This window comes from Tropicimonas sp. S265A (assembly GCF_049800835.1).
Classification (GTDB): Bacteria; Pseudomonadota; Alphaproteobacteria; order Rhodobacterales; family Rhodobacteraceae; genus Dinoroseobacter.
Genome location: NZ_JBNAFU010000009.1, coordinates 59,913 through 80,461 on the forward strand (window position 1 = coordinate 59,913; position 20,549 = coordinate 80,461).

Below are 20,549 nucleotides of genomic sequence, written 5' to 3' on the forward strand. Positions count from 1 at the left end.
CGTGGTGCGATTTTCAGCGCAGGTCGTGTACTAACCTGCTGCATTATTGAATGTTTTCTTTGTTTCAAGATAAATTGCCGCCCATAGGGAGGATCAAAATGTCCGGACGGAGGGGGATCGCAGCCATTGCTGTCTGTCTCGGACTGGGGCAGCCCGTTGGTGCGATGACGCTTGAACAGGCCGTCCGCGTCGCCGTCACGTCCAGCCCCACAATCAGCAAGGCCACAGCGGAAGCGCGTGCCAGCGCGCAGGATCTCGGCGCGCTGGAGCGGGAGTACCTCCCCACAGTGTCGCTTACCGCGCAGGGCGGTGCGGAGCGCGTGGACGACCCGGTTGGCCTGACGCCTGAGGACAATGACGAGACGAAGTTCGCCCGGCGTATTGATCTGAATGCGGAGTTGGTGCTGTTTGACGGCTACCGCAGGTCCAACCTCGTCTACCAGGGGGCGGCGGACCTTGATGGTAGCCTGTTCCGGATGCTTGACGCGTCCGAGACGCTCGCGCTGAACGCGACCGAGGCGTATATCGACGTGGTGCGCCATCGCCAGTTGGTCGATGCGGCACGACGCAATGTCGCGCGGCACAAGGAGATCGGTGCGCAGGTTCGCGCGCAGGTCGAAGGTGGTCGGCTGCCCGCCTCCAGCGCGCTCCAGGTCTCCGACAGGATTGATGCGGCGGAGTTGGCGGAGCTAGAGGTGCGACAGGCGCTGCGGGATGCCAACGCCCGGTTCGAGCGGATCGTGGGACAGCCGCCCGGCACGGACATGGCCATTCCGCGCCCGACGCAACTGCCGGGGACCGAGGATGATCTTGTTCAGGCGGCGATGCGCAACAGTTTCCGCCTGCGGGCTGCCCAGACCGCGATTGACCGTGCGCGCTTTGAAAAGACGATCGTGGAGTCGAACCGCTTGCCGCGCGTTTCGTTAAATGCCGGTGCGATGTATGGCGAGGACCTTGAGGGGTCGCGCGGGGAAGAGAGTGATCTTTACATCGGGTTCCGTTTGAACTGGGAGCTGTACGCAGGCGGACGATCACCTGAGAGCCGCGCCTTGGCCGAACGGGTTGTGCAAGCACAGGCAGAACGGGACGAGGCCCTGCGCGAGGTGCGCGCTTTGGCCCAACGCAGCTGGAACACGTTTCAGAGCGCTACCGAACGCGCGATCTTGTTGGAACGCCAGCTACGTGCGAACCGGTCCCTCGTGCGCCAGTACACGGATGAATTCGAAGCCTCGACCCGGTCGCTTCTGGATGTGCTGGAGGCAGAGCGCGCATTGTTCAGGGTGCAATTCCAGAAAATCAGCTCGGACGCGAGCTTTGCATTCAGTCAGTTTCGCCTTCTGGCAACGCAGAGCGTTCTGGCCGGTTACTTCGGTGTGAAGCCCACTGGCATCGCCTTGGAACCGGGTTTCCAGAGTCAGGCCTTGCAATCCCCAACAGCCGTTTTTGATACGGCGATCGAACCACTTCAGTGAGCCGCGCGCTGCCCGCCCAACCGGCCACAGCGCCGGATGTGCTCAAGGCCGATGCCGTCTTGCGCTGGATTGCGCGCGCGCATGGCCGACCTTATGCCGAAGAGGCCTTGCGTACCGGGTTGAGCGCTGGGTTCGACCCGACACGTGCGGACGACGTGATCGGTGCGCTCGCCGTCCTTGGCCTGACGGCGGAGACGTTGGTGAGAGCGCCCGACAAGGTCGATGCGGCGGTCTTGCCCGCGGTAGGTTTCCACAAGAGCGGTGCGCCCGTCATTCTGCGTGCCGGTCCGGGCGGTATCGAAGCCTTTGTCCCGCCCATATCGCAAAGCGGGGCAGAAGTTTCAGCTGCCCTGAGTGATCTCAAGGACGCTGTGATCCTTGTGCGGCCCGCCAAAGCCCTGTCCGAGGCGCGGCTTGAGCAGACTGCGAGCACGGGCGATGCCTTTGAACAACGGGACTGGTTCTGGTCGCCGGTGCGGGCGCAATGGACGGGCTGGGCGCAGCTTGCTCTGGCAGCCTTCCTGATCAATCTGCTGGGCTTGGCGTTGCCGATATTTGTCATGAACGTGTATGACAGGGTCATTCCGAACCTCGCCTTCGTGACGTTGACCACGCTGGCCATCGGAGTCGCGATCGCAATTTTCCTGGACCTGGTGTTGCGTTCGGTCCGGGCTGCCGTGCTGGACCGGATCGGACGGCGTGTGGACCTGCAGGCCGGGTCGGTTGTCTTTGCGCAGGCCATGCGTATCGGGTTGCTGGACCGTCGGGGCGGCGCGGCAGGATTGGTGCAGACGATCCGCGATTTCGAACTTGTACGCGATTTCTTCGGGTCTGCCACGTTTGTCTCTTTGATTGATCTGGCGTTCATCGGTGTCTTCATTGCTGCTCTGTTCGTGCTGGTCGGCCCGCTGGCCTGGGTGCCGTTGATTGCTGTCCCGCTGGTGCTTGTCATCGCGCTTGTCGCGCAAGCGCCGATGGGTCGTGCGGCAGCCGAAGCCCAGAGGCTGGCAACCAAACGCCACGTGGTCCTAGTGGAAACACTTAACGGGGTCGAGACGATCAAGAGCCTGAACGCAGAACCGGTCATGCAGCGCGAATGGGATATCGCCGCCGCAGCTGCCACGCAGGTGTCGGGACGCACCCGATTCTGGTCCAGTTTTGCCACGAACGGAACGCTGGCCGTTCAACAGGCGGTGAGCGTCGTCATCATCGTCTGGGGGGTCTTCCTGATTTTCGAGGGGCGCATCTCAATCGGGGCGCTGATCGCGGCGAACATTCTGGCCGGCCGCGTCCTTGCACCTCTCGGGGCCATCGCTCAGACCGTGTTTCGGTCGCAGTATGCGGTTCGGGCCAAACGCGCGTTGGATGAGTTGATGGCCTTGCCGACGGACGGGCGGCACATCAAGAGCGACCACCGGATTACGACGGGGGCAATTCAGTTTGACGGCGTACGCTTTTCCTATCCCGGCCAAACGGTGGCCGCGCTGGATGCAGTGAGCTTCCAGATCGCGCCGGGTGAGGTTGTCGCGCTTCTGGGGCGTGTGGGGTCCGGCAAGACAACAACCGGCAAGCTGTTGTCAGGGCTGATTGCACCGCAGGAGGGCAGCATCCTGATCGATGGTATCGGTATCGGACAGTATGACCGCGCCGAGTTGCGCGCCGGGATCGGGTATTTGCCGCAGGATGCGGAGTTGTTCTCCGGGACGTTGCGCGAAAACCTGACCATAGGACGCCCCGATGCCAGTGATGCCGACATTCAAGCAGCGCTTTACACCGCAGGGCTGGACCAGTTCGTGGCAGCATCCGCTGACGGGCTCGACATGCTGATCGGCGAGCGGGGGCATCGGCTGTCCGGCGGGCAGCGGCAAGGGGTGTGTCTGGCCCGGCTTCTGCTGCGCAAGACGCGCGTATTGTTCCTGGACGAGCCGACCAACGCGATGGACCAGCAGATGGAGGCGACAGTGACCGCGCGGCTACGCGCGCTTGGCGAGACCGGTATCAGCCTGATCCTGTGCACGCACCGGCAGTCACTGGCGCAGATCGCCGACAGGTTTGTCGTGCTTGATCAGGGACGCAAGGTGTTGGACGGCCCGCGCGCACAGATGATGGCGCGGCTGGCGGGCCAGAAACCGGATGCGGATGGGTCTGCGTGATGTTCGGGGCGCGGATAGAGGACAGGTACCTACAGGATCCAGCCCGCATCTCGGGGCGTGGCGGTGGAGCGGGTTGGTTCCTCTTGCTGACCATAGCAGGCGGGCTCTTGGCGTTCCTGATCTGGGCGGCGACATCGGAGATTGAGGAGGTGGCCCGGGGGGCAGGGCAGGTGGTGCCGTCCCGGCAGGTGCAAGTGGTGCAAAGCCTTGAAGGCGGCATCATCACCGCGCTGGAGGTGGCCGAAGGAGACCTGGTCGAGGCAGGCCAGCCCCTTGTTCAGATCAGTGATGTGGGTGTCGCGGCCGAACGCAGGGAACTGTTGCAGAGCCGCAATGCGTTGCTCGCCGAAGCAGCCCGGCTGGAGGCGGAAGCCTCTCTGGAGACGATGGCGCGCTGGCCCCCAAGTCTGGCGGAGCGTGCGCCGGGCGCGGTCGCAGCGGAGCTGGCCATTCTGGAGACCCGCCATGCGCAACTGGACAGCGAATTGCAGGTGCTGTCCGATCAGCGTGTCGGTCGCGAGGGAGAGTTGGCCGAATTGCGGGCCGAAGCGCTGAAACTGTCCACGGTCCTCGAACCGCTGCGCGCGGAACTTGCCCTGACCGAAAACCTCGTCGCGCGTGGCGCCCTGCCTCAGATCGAGCTTTTGCGCCTGCGCGGACGGCTGGCCGAAATCGAAGGAGATCTGGCCGTCGGTGCGGCACGCGCGCCCACTCTGGAAGCAGCCATCCGCGAGGCCGACGCCCAGATCGACGCAACGCGCGCGGCATTCGTGACGCGAGCGCGTCAGCGCCTTGCCCGGGTTCAGCTTGAACTCGCAGTGGTCGAAACTGGTCTCGAGGCGGCCACAGACCGCGTCGATCGTACTGTTTTACGCGCCCCGGCGCGTGGTATCGTCAACCGTATTCCCGCGACCACGATCGGAGCAGTGGTGCAACCGGGCGCGCCGGTTCTGGAGATTGTGCCAGTTGAGGACCGGCTGCTGGTCGAGGCGGACATTGCCCCGCGCGATGTCGCATTCATCACGGTTGGCGAGCCTGCGTCGGTCAAGATCACGGCCTATGACTATCTTGTCTATGGGGCTCTCGAAGGGACGGTGGACCGCATCGGTGCGGATGCCGTGCAGAACGGTGATGGTCTGCCGGTGTTTCGGGTGGCCATCCGGACGGATGCGGACCATCTGGCCCACAACGGCGCGCTTCTGCCGATCCGGCCCGGGATGCAGGCTCAGGTTGATATCCAAACCGGGTCACGCACGGTGTTGAGCTATCTTCTGCGTCCGCTGATGCGCACCGGGTCCGAGGCCTTGCGGGAGCGGTGATCAAGGATCAAGCGGCGGATAGGCTCCATCCCAATCGGGTCCGGGGGGAGCCGCGGCAAGGTGGATGATCCGGTCGCGGAAAAGCGCCACCAGTCCGTCAAGAGAGAGACCTGCGTCCGCGGCCGTATCTTTGATCTCGGGCAGGGCGGACAGTGCCGCACCCCAATCCTGCGCGCGATAAACACCCAAGAACAGGGTGATCGCCGTCTGCACTGCCCGAAATGCCTGGGTGCGCGCAAACTCGGCATCGCCCAGCAGGGCGTGGATCCTTTCGGGTGCCGATTTTCCCTCGACCCGGATCAGATCGAGTTCCACCGTGGCAAAGCGCCCTGCGACCGCTGCATGGGTCTTGTCGCCAAGAATGATGTCCACTGCGTAAGCCTTTGATTGTGCTTCCAACCGACTGGCGAGGTTCACCGCATCGCCCATGGCGGTGTAGTCAAATCGGGCGGGTGTTCCCATGTTGCCAACGACACAAGGGCCGGTGTTCAACCCGATGCCGACGCGTAATGGCGGCGCGGATCCGATCTCCGCACGAGCCAGGTTCAGTTGTGTCACGCCCTCTCGCATCGCCAAGGCGGCCCGGCACGCCGCAGCGGCGTGGCTTGAGTGATCGAGCGGCGCGTTCCAGAACGCCATGACCGCGTCGCCCAAAAACTTGTCGATAGTTCCGCCCTCTGACAGGATCGGCTCCGAGAGGGTGGTAAGCAGCTTGTTCATAAGGGCGGTCAACCCCTGCGGGTCGTTCCTGAACTCCTCTGAGACGGCCGTGAAGCCGCGCATATCGCTGAAGAGAAGCGTTAACTCCCGCGTCTCCCCGCCGAGGCGCAGGGGCGTGTCCGTGTCCGTCAGGCGGCTGACCAGCTCAGGCGAAACGTATTGCCCGAAGGCGGCGCGTATCCGTTGACGGCGACGTTCTTCTCGCAGGTAGTTGCCGCCCGCCATCAACATCAGCAGGCACAGCGCGGTGAGCATCGGCCATGACGGATCCAACAGCAGGCGTTCCCGCAGGAAGGCCGCATAGCTTGCCCCGCCAACCGTTGCCAGAACGCCCACGGCCCCGATGACCAGCCAGAGGGCGGGGATAAGTGGAGCCGCCAGAATGATCACAAGCCCCAGTGCCGTGCCCAGGGCCAGCTCCGCGCCGATTGCATGGTTCGGGCGCAGGAGCATCGAGTTTGTGAGAATATTCTCAAGGACTTGCGCGTGGATCTCGACACCCGACATCGGGATACCGAGCGCGGTAGGGCGAAAGTCCTCCAATCCTATGGCGGAGGAGCCGATAAGCACCAGTTGGCCCGCGAGGCGCCCGTCGGGCACGCGGTCTTCGAGCACGTCCGCCGCAGACAGTGAGCGTGTCGGTTCCGGTGGCGTCAGCCAGGGCCACAGGGTACCGTCCCTGTCCGTGGGGACCATCTGCTGTGCCAGGACCACGCCTTCGATACCGGCTTCGTTGGTTCGGATCGCAAAGGGCGCGCCTCCGGTGGCGACCCGCAGGAGTTCCGGCGCGAGGCCAAGGCGGAACTGTTCTCCCACCACAAGGGCCACGGGAATACGCCGGTACACGCCATCGCTGTCGGGCCGCACCGAAAAAAAACCCTGGCCGGCAGCCGCGGTCTCAAGGATTTCAAGGTTTCGCACCGCGCGTGGATAGGTTTGCAACCAGGGCCGCGGATCAGGGCCGATCAGGGCATGGGGTACCGGCTCAAGCGCGGTCGGGCCTGCGACACCCTCTTCGAGCCGCAGGCTGGCCTGACCGGCAATGACGCGGCTGCGTTCAAAGGCCTGCGCGAGGGCGCTGTCATTGTCCGGCAAGCTGGCAAGCGCCTCGCGCACAACCGCGGGAAGCGCGCGGTTGTCGGATGCAATCCAGGCTGGCGACAGCCGGTCAGGTTCCGAAAAGACGATATCGAACGCCAGCGCAACACTGCCTGCCGCAGTTGCTGCGTCCACCAGGTCTGCAACCCTCGTGCGAGGCCACGGCCATTGCCCAAGTTCCGCGAGGCTGGCGTCATCGATATCGATGATTGTCACGGGTGCATCAGTGTAGACGCGTGGGTGGGACTGTTGAAACAAGTCAAATGTCCCGAGCCGCAACCGCTCCAGCGGGGCGGGGTCTGCGATCCGCAGCAGGATCATGGCAAGCAACACACCAGCCCCCGCAAGACGCGTCCAGTGCACCCGTCGCATCCAATGTCCCGCGTTTTTCTTCATACTGGTCCAGCCTGCCTCGTACTCGGTATCAAGGCCTGGCCTGCGGTGCAGCGTCAAGTGGGGGCCGGGATGTCGGGCTAATCCGGCCCCGTACGCCGCCTGGGGTCGGGTTCAAAAATGACGCAGCGGAAGCCCTTATTCCCTTTGTCCCGCGCAAGGCGTGGCAGTAGGGTGCCGGGTTAAGGACTTCTTAAGGGTATTTGCCAGATGGCGCTGATCACCGAGCCAGTGGGATTTCAAGCCGAGAGCTTTGTCAGTCTGCATGCAGATCATGCTGGAGTTTTTACTGTCCCGCAGGCCGATCAGCTTTTCGGCGCCGAGTTTCGCCGATCCGGCCCCGATCTTTTACTGATCAACGAGGGCGCTCCGACCCTCGTGTTGCAGGGATACTTTGCGACCGCAACACCCGCGGACATCCTTGCCCCGAATGGCGCGGTTTTGCGGGGGCACCTTGTTGAAATGCTCGCCGGTCCGGAGGCCCCGGGTCAATATGCGCAAGCCGGCGGCGGCACCCCGGCAAGTCCGATCGGGCAGGTCGAGACGCTTGTGGGAACCGGAACGGTGCGTCGCGCCGATGGCACACAAGAGGCATTGGGCGCCGATACACGGATTTTTCTGGGCGATCTCGTCGAAACCGATGCAGGGTCTGGGGTTTCGCTGACCTTTGTTGACGGTACGATGTTCACGCTGTCGGCTGATGCGCGCATGGTAATCGACGCGCTGATCTATGATCCGAACGCCTCTGACAACGGGGCGACCTTCAATCTGATCCAGGGTGGTTTCGTGTTCATCGCGGGACAGATCGCCCCTTCGGGCGGTATCGAGGTTTCCACCCCAACTGCAACGATGGGCATCCGCGGGACAACTGTTCTGACCAACGTCTCGACCCTGAACGGCGTCGTCATTGTCGAAGTCAGCCTGCTGCAAGACCGCGATGGCAGCGTTGGTGAGGTAGGACTGTTCGACCTTATGGGGGTGCCGATTGCCGACGTGACCACCACGGATGTCAAATGGATCGTGACCTCGGATGGGTCCCCCCCGCAGCAGGTGGTCAAGACCGCGCAGGAACAGGCCGAAGATGCTCCGCTCATCGCGCAGGCGTTCTTGGCCTTTGACGGTGCAGCCGCACGGGTGGCGGGGGGCGGGACATTCGTGACAACGGGGCCATCCCTGCCTGCCCCATCGCAGGACGCACCCGGTTTTTCTCCACCGCCACAGCTCGGCATCGACCCGCAGGATGACACCCCCGCCGCACCGGATGCAGGCGGGACCGCGCCCCCGCCACCTCCGCCGCCGCGCGGGGGAAGCGATGTGCTTGAGGAGGGCAGCCTGCGGCGCGGATCGGTGCCCGAAGGACCGTTGCCCGCATCCGCGCCAGCGACCGAGCCAGGCTCGGGCCTTCTTCCGACATTCCAGGTGACGGGCCCGGAGGATGCGCCGGGCCCGGGCATCAGCGGACAGGTGGCCTTGCCCGCGGGCGCGCTGCCAAGTTTTGTCGTGGTCACACAACCGCTGAACGGGACTGTCACATTCGATCCCACCGGCGCGTTCAGTTACGCGCCGACCCCGAACTTCAGCGGCCCGGACAGTTTCACGTTCCAATTCATCGGTACCGGAGGCGGCGTTCAGACCGGTACAGTGACAGTGCTTGTCCAGCCAGTGAATGATGCGCCGACGGCTCTGGATGCAAACGTTCAACTCGACGAAGACACCGTGTTTTCCGGCGTGTTGCCTGGGACAGACCCTGATGGCGATCCGCTGGCGTTCGCCGTCGCGCAAGGGCCCCAGAACGGGACAGTCACGCTTGGTACGGGCGGGGCGTTTGCGTATACTCCCGCAACGGATTTCGCGGGTCAGGACAGTTTCTCCTATGTCGTCACTGACACGTCCGGTCTGACAAGTACCGGCACGGTCACCGTGCTCGTCGCAGCCGTGAACGATCCGCCCGTCCTGATCACACCCCCCGATGCCCTTGACGTGACGCTTTCAGAGGATGCTGGAGTTCCGGCGAGTGGAACGCTGGTCGCGCAGGATACCGATCCGGGCACGACCCTTGTCTGGAGCGGGTCGGCGCGCGGTACCTTCGGAGAGTTCACCGTCGATGCGGCAAGCGGCGCATGGACGTACCAGATCAACGCCCCTGCCGCTCAGGTACTCGATGCCGGAGACAGTTTCGTAGAGACGTTTACGGTCACGGTCTCGGATGCGGCTGGCGCCAGTGCGGAACAGATCGTCTCTATCACTTTGACGGGGTCGAACGATGTGCCTGTTGTCCGCGATGTCGTTGTGCAAACCGGCAACGGCAGCACGATTTCAGGGCAACTGACCGCGTTTGACCCCGATGCCAGCGCGGTCGTCAGTTTTGCCGCTGGTCCGGCCGGCGCACAAAACGGTCAGGTCAGCATCGCACCCGACGGCACGTTCGCTTACACGCCAGACGCCGGGTTTGCCGGACAGGACAGTTTTGAGTACACAGCTTCGGATGGTCAGGGTGGCGTCGCAGTCGCAACGGTTACGGTGCTTGTGGAAAACAGTGCGCGGACAGGGCCGGGCGGTCAGGTCATCACGCTCGGGATTGATCCGCCCGTATCAGAGCAGGCCATACCCGGACCGGTTCAGATTTCCCAGACAGCCGTTACCGCGCCTGCCGTGAATATCGCGGTCCTGCTTGACTGGTCGAGCAGCGTCGATAGCACGGATATCGCATCCATGACCGCGAACGTATCGCAAGCTTTGGAGGCTATCGCCACGCGGTTCGATGGGGCGCAGACGCAGGTTGACATCCATCTCCTCGCGCGTGGGCCGACGGGGACCTTGCAACAAACCTTCGACGTACAGGACCCTGCCCTGGGTCGGGCGCTGGACAGCTTCAGGTTCTTAGGGGAGGCGTTTCCCCTGAGCCAGTCGCTCATGGCTGCGGAAACCTTCTTCGCAAGCGAACCGCTGGGGGAAGAAAACTTCCTGTACATCGTCACGCCGGCGGATGCGGCCGATGTGTCCGCTCAGGACACACTTGCCGCGATCCAGAATGCCTCTGCCAGCGGATTCGACGTGACAGTCGAAGCGTTCATTTACGGCAATGTTGCCGATGCCGACACGCTCGCGGTTCTCAGCCCGTCACCGATTGGGCTGACTGGACCCGAAGCGATCAGCGATCTTGCCACGCCGACGCCGATCTTCGAAGCGGAGCTTGTGGACCTGTCGGTCTCTGTGATTGCCGACGGCGAGGATCGGGGCGAGGTCGCGGACGAGACCAGCGCCGCACTTGTCGATACGGGCGATGGTGTCTCGCTTGATTTGGTCGGGCTTGCCACGCTGGACCGTTTGCTCGGGTCAGAGAATGTCGTGACTGTGGCCGCAGGGTTCGACCTTGATCGAGATGCTGAAAGCATCGAATTGACCCTTTTCACGTCGCAAAGTCTGGATTTATCGGGAACGGCGACGGGGACTGGTAGTCGTTCTGTGGTGGAGCTTACGCAGGCGGGCGATTTGACGGAAGCTTTGGGCGCGCTGTCCGCATCCAGCAATATCGAAGTTGTCGATATGGACAATGAACAGGACAACACCCTGACTTTGTTCGGTTTTGATGTGCTGGGGCTGTCGGAGCGACCCGATGCGTTGCTGGAGGCTCTGCTGGGCGATCTTCCGGGCAAGGCGGTGACGGTGTACGGTGATCCGGGGGATACAGTGACGCTGGTGTCGTCAAACTCCGGAACCTTTGATGCAGCCCCGGACGCTGCCTTGGATGATGGCGCAGGCAATACCCTCGCGCTGTATAACCTCAGCGATGCCAACAGCGTTCTGGCAACAGTTGCCGTCGATGCAGAGGTCGCAGTGGCGCTTGCGTCCGCGCAAACGGCCTAGATCCCGGCGATATCCCGTCCTCTGTGCGCAAAGGCGGCTGCCATCGGGGCAAGGAGCGCAGCGTTTTCGCCCGCAGCACTCCCTGACCGGGCCCTGTCGGCGATACCGACAAAGATCACCGCAAACCGGAACATCGCGAAGGCGATGTGGAAAGGACGCAAGGGCGCTGTGGGTGGGGCGGCTTCGGTATAGGCTGCGACGAAGTCGTGGTGGGATGGCAAACCCTCAGCCTCCAGATCAAGGCCCAGCAGGCCGCCATACTCGTCCGGGGCCGAAAACCACGCCATGGACGCAAACCCCAGATCGGCCAAAGGGTGCCCCAGCGTCGACAACTCCCAATCCAGCACGGCAATCACGCGTGGCTCTGTCGGATGCAGCATCATGTTGCCCATGCGAAAGTCGCCATGGGCGATCGCCCCCTTGCCATCGTCGGCAGGCAAATTGACCTCCAGCCATGCCTGCAAGGCGTCGAGGTCGGGCAGACGCGGTCCGGCAGACGCTTCGTACTGGCGCGACCAGCGTGAGAACTGCCGTGCAAAGTAGTCCCCGGTCCTGCCAAAATCCGACAGGCCGACCGAATGGGGATTCACGCTGTGCAAGCGGGCAAGCGTGCGCGCCATGGATAGCAGTGCCGGGGTGCGATCCGCGCGGCGCAGGTCGGGCAGGCCGTAGGGTTGAAAAACGCGCCCCTCCAGCCGCGTCATCAGGTAGAATGGCGTGCCAATGACACGCGCATCGTCCTCGTAGGCCAACAGAGACGGGACCGGAACGTCGGTTTCGGCAAGGGCCGACATCACGCGGTATTCCCGGTCGATGGCGTGGGCGCCGCGCAGAAGCTCTCCGGGCGGTTGCTTGCGCAGCACCATGCGCCGACTTCCCCAGTCGCAGTAGAACGTCGGGTTGGATTGCCCGCCAGAAATGCGCGCGAGGGTGAGCGGACCGGCCTCGCCCGGGAACGCGCCGCGCAGGTATTCCGACAGCCGCGCCGGGTCGAATTCGACTGCCGTCACGACTGGGCCTCCCACCTCCAGAAATCGCGACCTTCCTCCGACAGAATACGGTTGAGGACCATGCGGTGCACTTCGTCCGCGCCGTCCACCAAACGTGCCTGCCGGGCATAGCGATAAATCCATTCCAGCACGGTATCTTTCGAATACCCGCGCGCGCCATTGATCTGGATGCAGGTGTCCGCTGCCTTGTGCAAAAGGTTGGCGACATGGATCTTGGCCATTGACACTTCCTTTCGGGCAAAACCGCCGCGGTCAATCTCCCACGCGGCTTTCATGGTCAGCAAGCGTCCGACTTCGATATCCATTGCAAGACCGCCTAGCATCAGCTTGATCGACTCGCGGTCCGCAAGGCGCACGCCAAATCCTTCGCGTTTGGCGGCGTAGTCTTGCGCAATCTCCACGCACCGCTTGGCAAGACCCAGCCAGCGCATGCAATGGGTCAGACGCGCCGGACCAAGCCGGGTCTGCGTTACCTTCATGCCGCGCCCCTCAGCCATCAATACGTTGTCCTCGTGCACTTCCAACCCGTCGAAGGTCAGTTCGCAATGGCCACCGTGTTCCTCCGGTCCCATGATCGGGATGCGCCGGTCGATCCGCCACCCAGGCTGATCCGCATCGAACAGGAACGCCGTGTGGCCGCGTTTCGGGTCATCGGAAGTGCGCGCGATCAGGATAAAGTGCTGCGCCTCGGCGGCGCCGGTGATGTACCACTTGTGGCCATGGATCACCCAGGTTCGGCCGCGTTTCTCGGCCCGGGTGCGCATCATGCCGGGGTCAGATCCGCCACCGGGATGCGGTTCCGTCATTGCAAAGGCGGATCGTGCCGTGCCGTCGATGATCGGTTGCAACCAGCGGTCTTGCTGATCCGGAGTGCCGAGCCGCGCCAGAATGCTCATGTTGCCGTCATCCGGGGCAGCGCAGTTGAAACAGACCGGGCCGAAGATGGACCTGTTCGCCTCTTCATAGAAAACCGCGCGCGCGACCATCGACAGGCCCATGCCCCCGCGTTCCACGGGCGATTGCGGCGCCCACAAGCCCGCAGATCGCGCCTTGTCGCGGATTTTCGACAAGACCGGCAGCGCGATGTTGTCATGCGCATCGAAATTCTCGCGCTCAGTTTCGAGCGGCAGAATGTGTTCGGCCACGAACCCGGCCACGCGACGGCGCAGCGCGTCCTGCTCCGACGTCAGTTCGAAATCCATTGAAATCCTCCCTTGGGCACACCCTACGTCATGAAATCGCCGTGAAAACAGGAGAAAAGCGCGCCAAGGGATCGAATTCCCGCAGGACGGCGTTAGACTTTCACCAAACGCTATTGCAACGGAGGCCCCCTGATGCCGCTGCTGTTCAAACACCCACCTCGAACCTGGGTGAAGGCGGGAAAGGCCGTTTTCGCCAACATCGACGACTGGAACCTCGGTTTGATTTCGGCCGGCGTCGCATTTTATGGGTTGTTCGCGCTGTTTCCGGCTCTGGCGGCTGTCATTGCCATTTGGGGGCTTGTGGCCGACCCTGTGGTCGTGGACCAGCAGATCGAGTTGATGGAAGAGTTGATGCCAACCGAAGCCTACGGGCTGATCGATGCGCAGATCGACACGTTGACGTCTACGACATCGAGTACGCTCGGATGGGCCACGGCTTTGTCCATTCTTGCGGCGTTGTGGTCAACGCGCGCCGGGGTCAGCGCGCTGATGCGTGGGCTGAATGCGATTTACGGAACACCGAACCGAAAGAGCTGGCGGCACTATGTTGCGGCGCTGAGCCTGACCGCGGTTCTGGTCGGCGTGGCCCTGGTGGCACTTGCAATGGTGGTGATCACGCCGATCATTCTGGCGTTTCTGCCACTTGGGCCATTTGCGACCCTTGCGTTGAGTTTTGCACGCTGGGTCATTGCGATCGGCGTCCTGATGGTCGGTCTGGCGATCGTGTACCGCTATGGCCCCAATCGGACCTGTGTCCGGATGCGCTGGTTGACGCCTGGCTCGATTGTCGTGCTGCTGCTTTGGGCCGGCGCATCGATCGGGTTCAGTTTCTACCTCGCGAATTTTGGCAATTATAACGAGGTCTATGGCTCCATCGGTGCGGTGATCGCGCTATTGATGTGGCTTTACATCAGCGCGTTCCTGCTGCTTCTGGGCGCGGGTCTGAACGTGGAACTTGAAGCGCGGGCGGGGATTGGTCCGAATGCGGTGCCGCCGGAGGAGCTGACCCGGTCGAATGCGGCTTGACCCTTACGCCAGCACGCGCGGTCGTCGCGCAGGCAGATAGATCGCAAGGCACAACGCCATAAGCCCCATCGACAGAAAGAAAGGCGCACCCGGCGCGTTGAGGCCATAGGCTGGATCGGTGGACAGAAAGAAAATCTGCGTCATCACCAGCGGTGACAGTATGGCCGACACTGCGCGTATGGACGAAACCAGTCCTTGCAGCTCCCCTTGCTGGTCCTCACCTGCGGCGCGAGACATCAGCCCCTGTAGTGCAGGCGTCACCACCGCCCCCAGTGCGGTCAGAGGGGTCAGGATCAGGGCCATGCCGCCCGACGTTACCGTGGCAAGGGCCAAAAAGGCACAAAAGTTAAAGGCAAAGCCGTAAACGATGGTTCTGGCCTCTCCGAATGTTGGAAGTATCCAACGGATCAGCCCGCCCTGCACGACTGCAATGGCCACTCCGAACAGTCCCAGAGACAATCCGACCATGCCGGGCTCCCACCCGAATTGGGCTCGGGTGAAGTACGCCCATATGGCCGGATAGACGAAAAACGCAAACTCATAGAGGAAAAAGAGGGTCAGGTAGCGACGCACGCCGGGCAGGGCGGAGATATGGCGAAACGCCCCCAAAGGGTTGGCCCGGCGCCACGAGAACGGACGGCGGATGCGGTCGGTGACGGTTTCGGGTAGGACGTAGTAACCGAGGATCAGGTTGAACGTTGCAAGCGCAGCGGCAGCGTAGAACGGCGCGCGCAGGCCCAGTTCACCCAACACCCCGCCAATCAGCGGGCCAACAACGAACCCGATCCCAAAGGCAGCGCCCACAAGGCCGAAGTTTTTCGATTTTTCTTCGGGTTTGGAGATATCGGCGATGAAGGCCGTGGCGGTCGCCTGCGTGGCGGCGGCGACCCCGCCGACGATGCGGCCTGCAAGCAGCAACCAGATCGATCCGGCAAGCGCCATGACCACGTAATCCAGAGCCATGACGGTGAGCGAGATCAGCAAGACCGGACGCCGTCCAAAGCGATCCGACAATGACCCGATGGTGGGGCCGCACAGGAATTGCATGATTGCGTAAGAGGTAGAAAGGACACCCCCCCAGATCGCCGCTTGACCCAAAGTGCCCCCGTTGAGCTCGGAAATCAGGTCCGGCAGCACGGGCAGGATCAGACCGATCCCCATCGCGTCGATGGCCAGTGTGATCAGGATGAACACGAAGGCCAGCCGGGGCGGCTTGCTGCCCGTGTCTTGGGCGGGTGTCTGGCGCGGGGTGGACTGGGTCATCGCGGTCGGATCGGTTGATGCTGGTCTGGTCAGCGCCAATCCTATGCGACTCTGGATGTGTAATCAACAATTGACACTATTGTGTAAATTAAAAATGACACATCCTAGACCGCTCTGGCGATGCGCGCGATTTCGGATGCGAGGCCTTTGGGGTCCGTGAAGAACGAGGCGTGCGATGTCGCCAAGCGTCTTATGTTCGATTGGGGGATCCCCTCCGCCATCTCCGCCTGATACTCGGGAGAGATCATGTGGTCATTCTCTGTGATAATCGCGTAGCGCGGAACCCGTATGGCCCGTTCCAAGGCGTTCAGCGGCACGCGCAACGGGGCGACAGGCTCTCTGTTGATGCGCGCGCCCGCGTAGGTCAGAATCCCGGGTGGGCAGTCGTGGTACAGCAGATCGTGCACGGCGTCGGGACAGATTGCGAACGTCTGCCCATCATCTGCCGCCCGGGTTATGCCGTCAAACGGGTCTCTGGCCGCGCGCGCCCGCATATCGGCGACCGATCTGTGGGCGGAGGGAATATAGGCGCTGACATAAATGATGCCGGCGGTGCGGTCGGTTGCAGCTTCTGCCGCTGCCGAAACAGCATACCCGCCCATGCCCTGTCCGACCAGAAGGGTCCGCGGACCCATTTCGGCGAGCACCGCGCGGGCGTAGCTTTCGAAGGTGATGTCTTGCACCGGGGTCGGATCAGCGCCGTGCCCCGGCAGATCAATCGCCCGCACCGACAGGCCATGTTCGCGCAACTCCGGTGCGACGTCGCGCCAGCACCAGGCGCCGTGCAATTCCCCGTGTACCAGAAGAACTGAGATGTCAGACATGACCGGTTTCCTCCAAAAAATCTGTAAGCAGGGCAGCATAGGCCTTCGGCTGCTCCACGTGCGGCAAATGTCCGGCCTGCCGTATCAGTTCAAATCGTGCTCCGGGTATCAGCGAGATGGTCTCCCGCACCAGATCGGGTGGGGTCGACCCGTCCTCATTGCCTGCGATCCCCAGCGTCGGCAGACGTAATCCGCTGGTTGGTGTATAAAAATCGGTTCCTGCAATGGCTGCGCAACACCCTGTATAGCCCGAAACCGGCGTATCCAGAAACATTTGCCGCCACGGGGCGATGTCCGGGCTGTCGCGAAAGCGGCGGGTAAACCATTTTTCCATCACGCCATCAACAATTGCGTCAAGCCCGCCCGAAGTGACAGCCGCGATCCGGTCGGTCCACATTTTCGGTTGCCCGATCTTGGCGGCGGTGTTCGACAGGACCAGCGTACGCACCTGGTCAAGCCGCTTGACGGCCAGACCCTGTGCCACCATGCCGCCGATCGATAGGCCGACGAATGCGCAGTCCCGGACGCCGAGGTGATCGAGAAGGGTTTCGGCATCGCCTACCAGTTTGCCCATCGGGTAGGCCCCCTGCGGCACGGACGAGTTGCCATGCCCGCGCATGTCATAGCGAATGACCCGGAGCGTATCCGGCAGCAAGGGCAGGATCGGCGCCCATAGGTCAACGGTTGTCCCCAATGAATTGGCGAAGACAAGCGTTGGACCATGCCGCGGCCCTGCGTCACGATACGCAATCGTGACGTCGTCGTGAGTGAACGTGGTCACGCCGAATAATCCCCTAGAAGGAAGACCTGGAAAAGCCCGTGAGTGTTTGGGCTGCATGGACCGTGACACATGCCCAAGACAGTGCCAACCTACCCTTTAGATAGGGTGAAGCGCACAAATCACGCCGAATTTCGGGCGTTTCAGATGTTTTCGACCTGCGGCATACCCAGAACATGGTACCCGCCGTCGATATGCACGACCTCGCCGGTGGTGCAGGCCCCGGCCTCCGAGGCGAGCCACACAGCCGTGCCGCCCACGGCTTCCAGTGTCGCGTTGGCACGCAGCGGTGCGTTCTGCTCCGTATGGCGATAGGTCTTGCGTGCACCACCGATGGCGGCCCCGGCAAGGGTCTTCATCGGGCCGGGCGACAACGCGTTCACGCGGATGCCTTCGGGGCCAAGGTCGTTGGCCAGATAGCGCACGGTGCTTTCCAGGGCGGCCTTCGCAACGCCCATCACATTGTAAAACGGCGTGACGCTATTGGAACCCTGATAGGTCAGGGTCAGCATCGTGCCGCCATCGGGCATGAGAGGGCGCGCCCGGCGCGCCACTTCGATGAAGGAATAGCAACTGATTTCAAGCGAGGTCTTGAAATTGGCCCGGCTGGTGTCAACGAACCGGCCGGTCAATTCTGCCTTGTCCGAAAACGCGATGGCATGAACAAAGAAGTCGATTTTGCCCCACCGCTCTGAGAGCGTCTCAAACGCGAGATCAAGCGATGTATCTTCCGTTACATCCACATCGACCAGAATCTCGGACCCGACCGAAGCGGCGAGCGGTTCCACACGCTTGCCGAAAGCCTCTCCCTGATAGGTGAACGCCAGTTCCGCGCCTGCTTCGTGCATGGCCTTCGCAATGCCCCAAGCAATGGATCGCTCGTTCGCGACACCCATGATGAGCCCACGTTTTCCCTGCATCACTCCGGTCATCTGGAGATACCTTCTCTCGTCATGTCTCAGTCGAGGTATTTCGACATCAGCAGTGTTGCGTTCGTACCGCCAAAACCGAAGCTGTTGGACAGAACACTGTCAAGCGACACGCCTTCGCGCAGTTCGGTGACGATTTCTTCGGGTTTGATCTGAGGATCAAGTTCGGTGACGTTGGCCGAGGCTGCAATGAAATCACCGCCCATCATGATCAACGAGTAGATCGCCTCGTGCACGCCGGTCGCGCCAAGCGAGTGGCCTGTCAGCGACTTGGTGGAAGCGACCGGTGGGGTGGACCCATCGCCAAACACGCGACGTACTGCTTCGATCTCCGTCACGTCGCCGACCGGGGTCGAGGTGCCGTGGGCGTTGATGTAGTCCACGCTGCGGCCTTCGGGAAGGGTGCCGAGCGCCTGACGCATCGACCGCTCGCCGCCTTCGCCAGAGGGGGCGACCATGTCATATCCGTCAGAGGTGGCGCCGTAGCCGGTCACTTCGGCATAGATCTTCGCGCCGCGCGCTTTGGCATGCTCCAGTTCTTCGAGCACCAGAACACCGCCGCCACCTGCAATCACGAACCCGTCCCGCGTCGCGTCAAAGGTGCGGGACGCGGTTTCAGGCGTGTCGTTGTATTTCGAGCTCATCGCGCCCATCGCGTCGAACAGGCACGAAAGGGTCCAGTCAATCTCCTCGCCGCCGCCGGCAAACACGATGTCCTGTTTGCCCATCTGGATCAGCTCGGTGCCGTTGCCGATACAGTGTGCCGAGGTTGAGCAGGCGGACGTGATCGAGTAGTTCACGCCCTTGATCTTGAAGGGCGTTGCAAGGCAGGCGGAGTTTGTCGACGACATGCAGCGCGTGACCATGAACGGTCCCATGCGCTTGGGCGCGCCTTTTTCCTTCACCGTGGTAAAGGCCGTGAAGAAGTTGGACGTGGACGGCCCGCCAGAGCCCATGACAAGGCCGGTCCGCTCGTTCGAGACGTCGCTTTCCTCCAACCCGCTGTCAGCGATGGCCTGCTCCATGGCGATGTAGTTGAACGCAGCACCCGGTCCCATGAACCGCAGTTGGCGCTTGTCGATGTTTTCGGCAAGATCGATGTTCGGCACACCGTGGACCTGGCTGCGAAAGCCATTCTCGGCATAGGTTTCCGAGAAGGTGATCCCGGATTTGCCGGCCCGCAGGCTGGCTTCGACTTCGGTGACGTTATTGCCGATGGGCGAGACGATGCCCATCCCGGTGATCACAACGCGGCGCATGGTGCTCTCCTCCCTCTCGCTCAGGTCTCTGACAGAGCGACTTTCATATCCTTGACCTGATAGATCAGCTCGCCGTCGGCCTCAACTTTACCATCGGCGACCCCCATCGTCAGGCGTCTTGTCTGCAGGGCTTTGGTGAAATCAACCGTATAGCGCAACATCTTGCGGTCCGGACGCACCATGCCTGTCAGCTTCACTTCGCCGACGCCCAAGGCGTAGCCGCGCCCCTGCCAGCCGCGCCAACCCAGATTGAACCCAGTCAGTTGCCAAAGGCCATCGAGGCCAAGACAGCCGGGCATGATGGGGTTGCCGGGGAAATGGCACTCGAAAAACCACAGATCGGGCGTGATATCGAACTCCGCAACGACGTGACCTTTGCCATGCGGTCCGCCATCGCCTGAAATTTCGGTAATCCGGTCCATCATCAACATCGGAGGGGCAGGCAGCTGTGCATTCCCGGGACCAAAAAGCTCTCCTCGCGCGCATTTCAGGAGGTCGTCTTTGTCGAAGCTGGTCGGGAAGGCCGTCATGGAGCGAAATCCTCGCGTCGTCGCTGTTTTTGGGTCGTTTTTGTCTGTGGTGGACCCTTAGCACCGGAGTTTTGCCAGTGACAAGGGCTGTGACTGACCGGGCGTGTACCGCAACATGTTGGGTGCGACCGGTTATGGCGTGCGTTGCGTCGCTTTTGCGAACGGTTTGCAATTGATATTTCGGCGTCTGCAGACATATAAAAGGACACAGGCAGGTAAGAGATGACGCACACGATGATCGACCGAGGAACGACATGGCTGGCCGAAGGCGGCGTTCGCCCGACCCGTCAGCGCGTCGCGTTGGCTGAATTGCTGGTCGGTGATGGCCATCATCGTCATGTCACGGCAGAGAGCTTGTACGTCGCGGCGCAATCGCGCGGCGAAAAAGTTTCTCTTGCGACGGTCTACAACACGCTACGGACCTTTTGTGAGGCTGGTCTGGTACAGGAAATCACTGTCGATGGCTCCAAGAGCTACTTTGACACCCGCATCGACGACCACCCCCATTTTTATTGGGAAGACGAGAACAAGCTGACGGATGCACCTGCGAGCGAGCTGGAGATTGCCCGCCTGCCCGAGACGCCCGAAGGCATGGAAGTGGCGAAGGTCGATGTCGTGATCCGGTTGCGCAAGACACGCTGAGCCTGCAAAGAAACCGGATATGAAAAAGGCGCCCGACGGCGCCCTTTTTTGATGTGTGTGCCGT

At 62.3% G+C, this 20,549-nt stretch carries 15 protein-coding genes; 6 read left to right on the forward strand and 9 right to left on the reverse strand.

The genetic code is table 11. The features are described from left to right. Positions 1-98 precede the first annotated feature (98 nt). Genes ACP15N_RS17750 through ACP15N_RS17760 form a run of 3 tightly spaced genes read left to right on the forward strand, consistent with a single transcriptional unit; the run spans position 99 to position 4,944 of the window. On the forward strand, positions 99-1,472 hold the full coding sequence (locus ACP15N_RS17750) for a TolC family protein (RefSeq protein ID WP_425093688.1): 1,374 nt from the start codon (positions 99-101) through the stop codon (positions 1,470-1,472). After that, positions 1,469-3,625 carry a type I secretion system permease/ATPase gene (locus tag ACP15N_RS17755; RefSeq protein WP_425093689.1) on the forward strand — a complete coding sequence of 719 codons (2,157 nt, stop codon included), beginning with the start codon at positions 1,469-1,471 and terminating at the stop codon, positions 3,623-3,625. Before ACP15N_RS17750 ends, ACP15N_RS17755 begins: the two co-directional genes overlap by 4 nt. Further along, positions 3,625-4,944 carry an HlyD family type I secretion periplasmic adaptor subunit gene (locus tag ACP15N_RS17760; protein WP_425093690.1) on the forward strand — a complete coding sequence of 440 codons (1,320 nt, stop codon included), beginning with the start codon at positions 3,625-3,627 and terminating at the stop codon, positions 4,942-4,944. The genes ACP15N_RS17755 and ACP15N_RS17760 overlap by 1 nt, the downstream gene beginning before the upstream one ends. Here the strand turns inward: ACP15N_RS17760 and ACP15N_RS17765 are convergent, their stop codons facing one another. After that, positions 4,945-7,158, reverse strand: a complete 2,214-nt coding sequence (locus tag ACP15N_RS17765) for a CHASE2 domain-containing protein (protein WP_425093691.1) — start codon at positions 7,156-7,158, stop codon at positions 4,945-4,947. A gap of 207 nt (positions 7,159-7,365) precedes the next feature. Between ACP15N_RS17765 and ACP15N_RS17770 the strand changes: the two genes are divergently transcribed. Continuing rightward, the gene (locus ACP15N_RS17770) at positions 7,366-11,022 is read left to right on the forward strand and encodes an Ig-like domain-containing protein (protein ID WP_425093692.1); all 3,657 of its coding nucleotides are present in this window, start codon (positions 7,366-7,368) and stop codon (positions 11,020-11,022) included. Here the strand turns inward: ACP15N_RS17770 and ACP15N_RS17775 are convergent. Both ACP15N_RS17775 and ACP15N_RS17780 read right to left on the reverse strand, forming a co-directional pair. Continuing rightward, the gene (locus ACP15N_RS17775) at positions 11,019-12,032 is read right to left on the reverse strand and encodes a phosphotransferase family protein (RefSeq protein ID WP_425093693.1); all 1,014 of its coding nucleotides are present in this window, start codon (positions 12,030-12,032) and stop codon (positions 11,019-11,021) included. The two genes, ACP15N_RS17770 and ACP15N_RS17775, sit on opposite strands and share 4 nt — an antisense overlap. Further along, positions 12,029-13,234, reverse strand: coding sequence for an acyl-CoA dehydrogenase family protein (locus ACP15N_RS17780; RefSeq protein WP_425093694.1), 1,206 nt, complete (start codon positions 13,232-13,234; stop codon positions 12,029-12,031). The genes ACP15N_RS17775 and ACP15N_RS17780 overlap by 4 nt, the downstream gene beginning before the upstream one ends. 132 nt (positions 13,235-13,366) lie before the next feature. Between ACP15N_RS17780 and ACP15N_RS17785 the strand changes: the two genes are divergently transcribed. Further along, positions 13,367-14,260, forward strand: a complete 894-nt coding sequence (locus tag ACP15N_RS17785; RefSeq protein WP_425093695.1) for a YihY/virulence factor BrkB family protein — start codon at positions 13,367-13,369, stop codon at positions 14,258-14,260. Positions 14,261-14,263: 3 nt separating this feature from the next. Here the strand turns inward: ACP15N_RS17785 and ACP15N_RS17790 are convergent, their stop codons facing one another. The 6 genes from ACP15N_RS17790 to fabA all read right to left on the reverse strand — a co-directional run bounded on the left by ACP15N_RS17790 (position 14,264) and on the right by fabA (position 19,843). Then, positions 14,264-15,523: a TCR/Tet family MFS transporter gene (locus ACP15N_RS17790; RefSeq protein ID WP_425093696.1), complete on the reverse strand. Its 1,260-nt coding sequence runs from the start codon at positions 15,521-15,523 to the stop codon at positions 14,264-14,266. A 104-nt stretch (positions 15,524-15,627) separates the two neighbouring features. Then, positions 15,628-16,347, reverse strand: a complete 720-nt coding sequence (locus tag ACP15N_RS17795; protein ID WP_425093697.1) for an alpha/beta fold hydrolase — start codon at positions 16,345-16,347, stop codon at positions 15,628-15,630. Then, positions 16,340-17,128: a 3-oxoadipate enol-lactonase gene (gene pcaD, locus ACP15N_RS17800; protein ID WP_425093698.1), complete on the reverse strand. Its 789-nt coding sequence runs from the start codon at positions 17,126-17,128 to the stop codon at positions 16,340-16,342. Before pcaD ends, ACP15N_RS17795 begins: the two co-directional genes overlap by 8 nt. A 140-nt stretch (positions 17,129-17,268) precedes the next feature. Next, positions 17,269-18,057, reverse strand: a complete 789-nt coding sequence (locus ACP15N_RS17805) for an enoyl-ACP reductase FabI (RefSeq protein ID WP_425093699.1) — start codon at positions 18,055-18,057, stop codon at positions 17,269-17,271. Positions 18,058-18,083: 26 nt separating this feature from the next. Continuing rightward, on the reverse strand, positions 18,084-19,313 hold the full coding sequence (gene fabB / locus ACP15N_RS17810; protein WP_425093700.1) for a beta-ketoacyl-ACP synthase I: 1,230 nt from the start codon (positions 19,311-19,313) through the stop codon (positions 18,084-18,086). 20 nt (positions 19,314-19,333) lie between these two features. Continuing rightward, positions 19,334-19,843 carry a bifunctional 3-hydroxydecanoyl-ACP dehydratase/trans-2-decenoyl-ACP isomerase gene (gene fabA / locus ACP15N_RS17815; protein WP_425093701.1) on the reverse strand — a complete coding sequence of 170 codons (510 nt, stop codon included), beginning with the start codon at positions 19,841-19,843 and terminating at the stop codon, positions 19,334-19,336. Between the two features lie 222 nt (positions 19,844-20,065). Between fabA and irr the strand changes: the two genes are divergently transcribed. Then, complete coding sequence (gene irr / locus ACP15N_RS17820) at positions 20,066-20,485, forward strand: Fur family transcriptional regulator Irr (RefSeq protein WP_425093702.1); 420 nt, start codon at positions 20,066-20,068, stop codon at positions 20,483-20,485. The last annotated feature ends 64 nt before the right edge of the window (positions 20,486-20,549 follow it).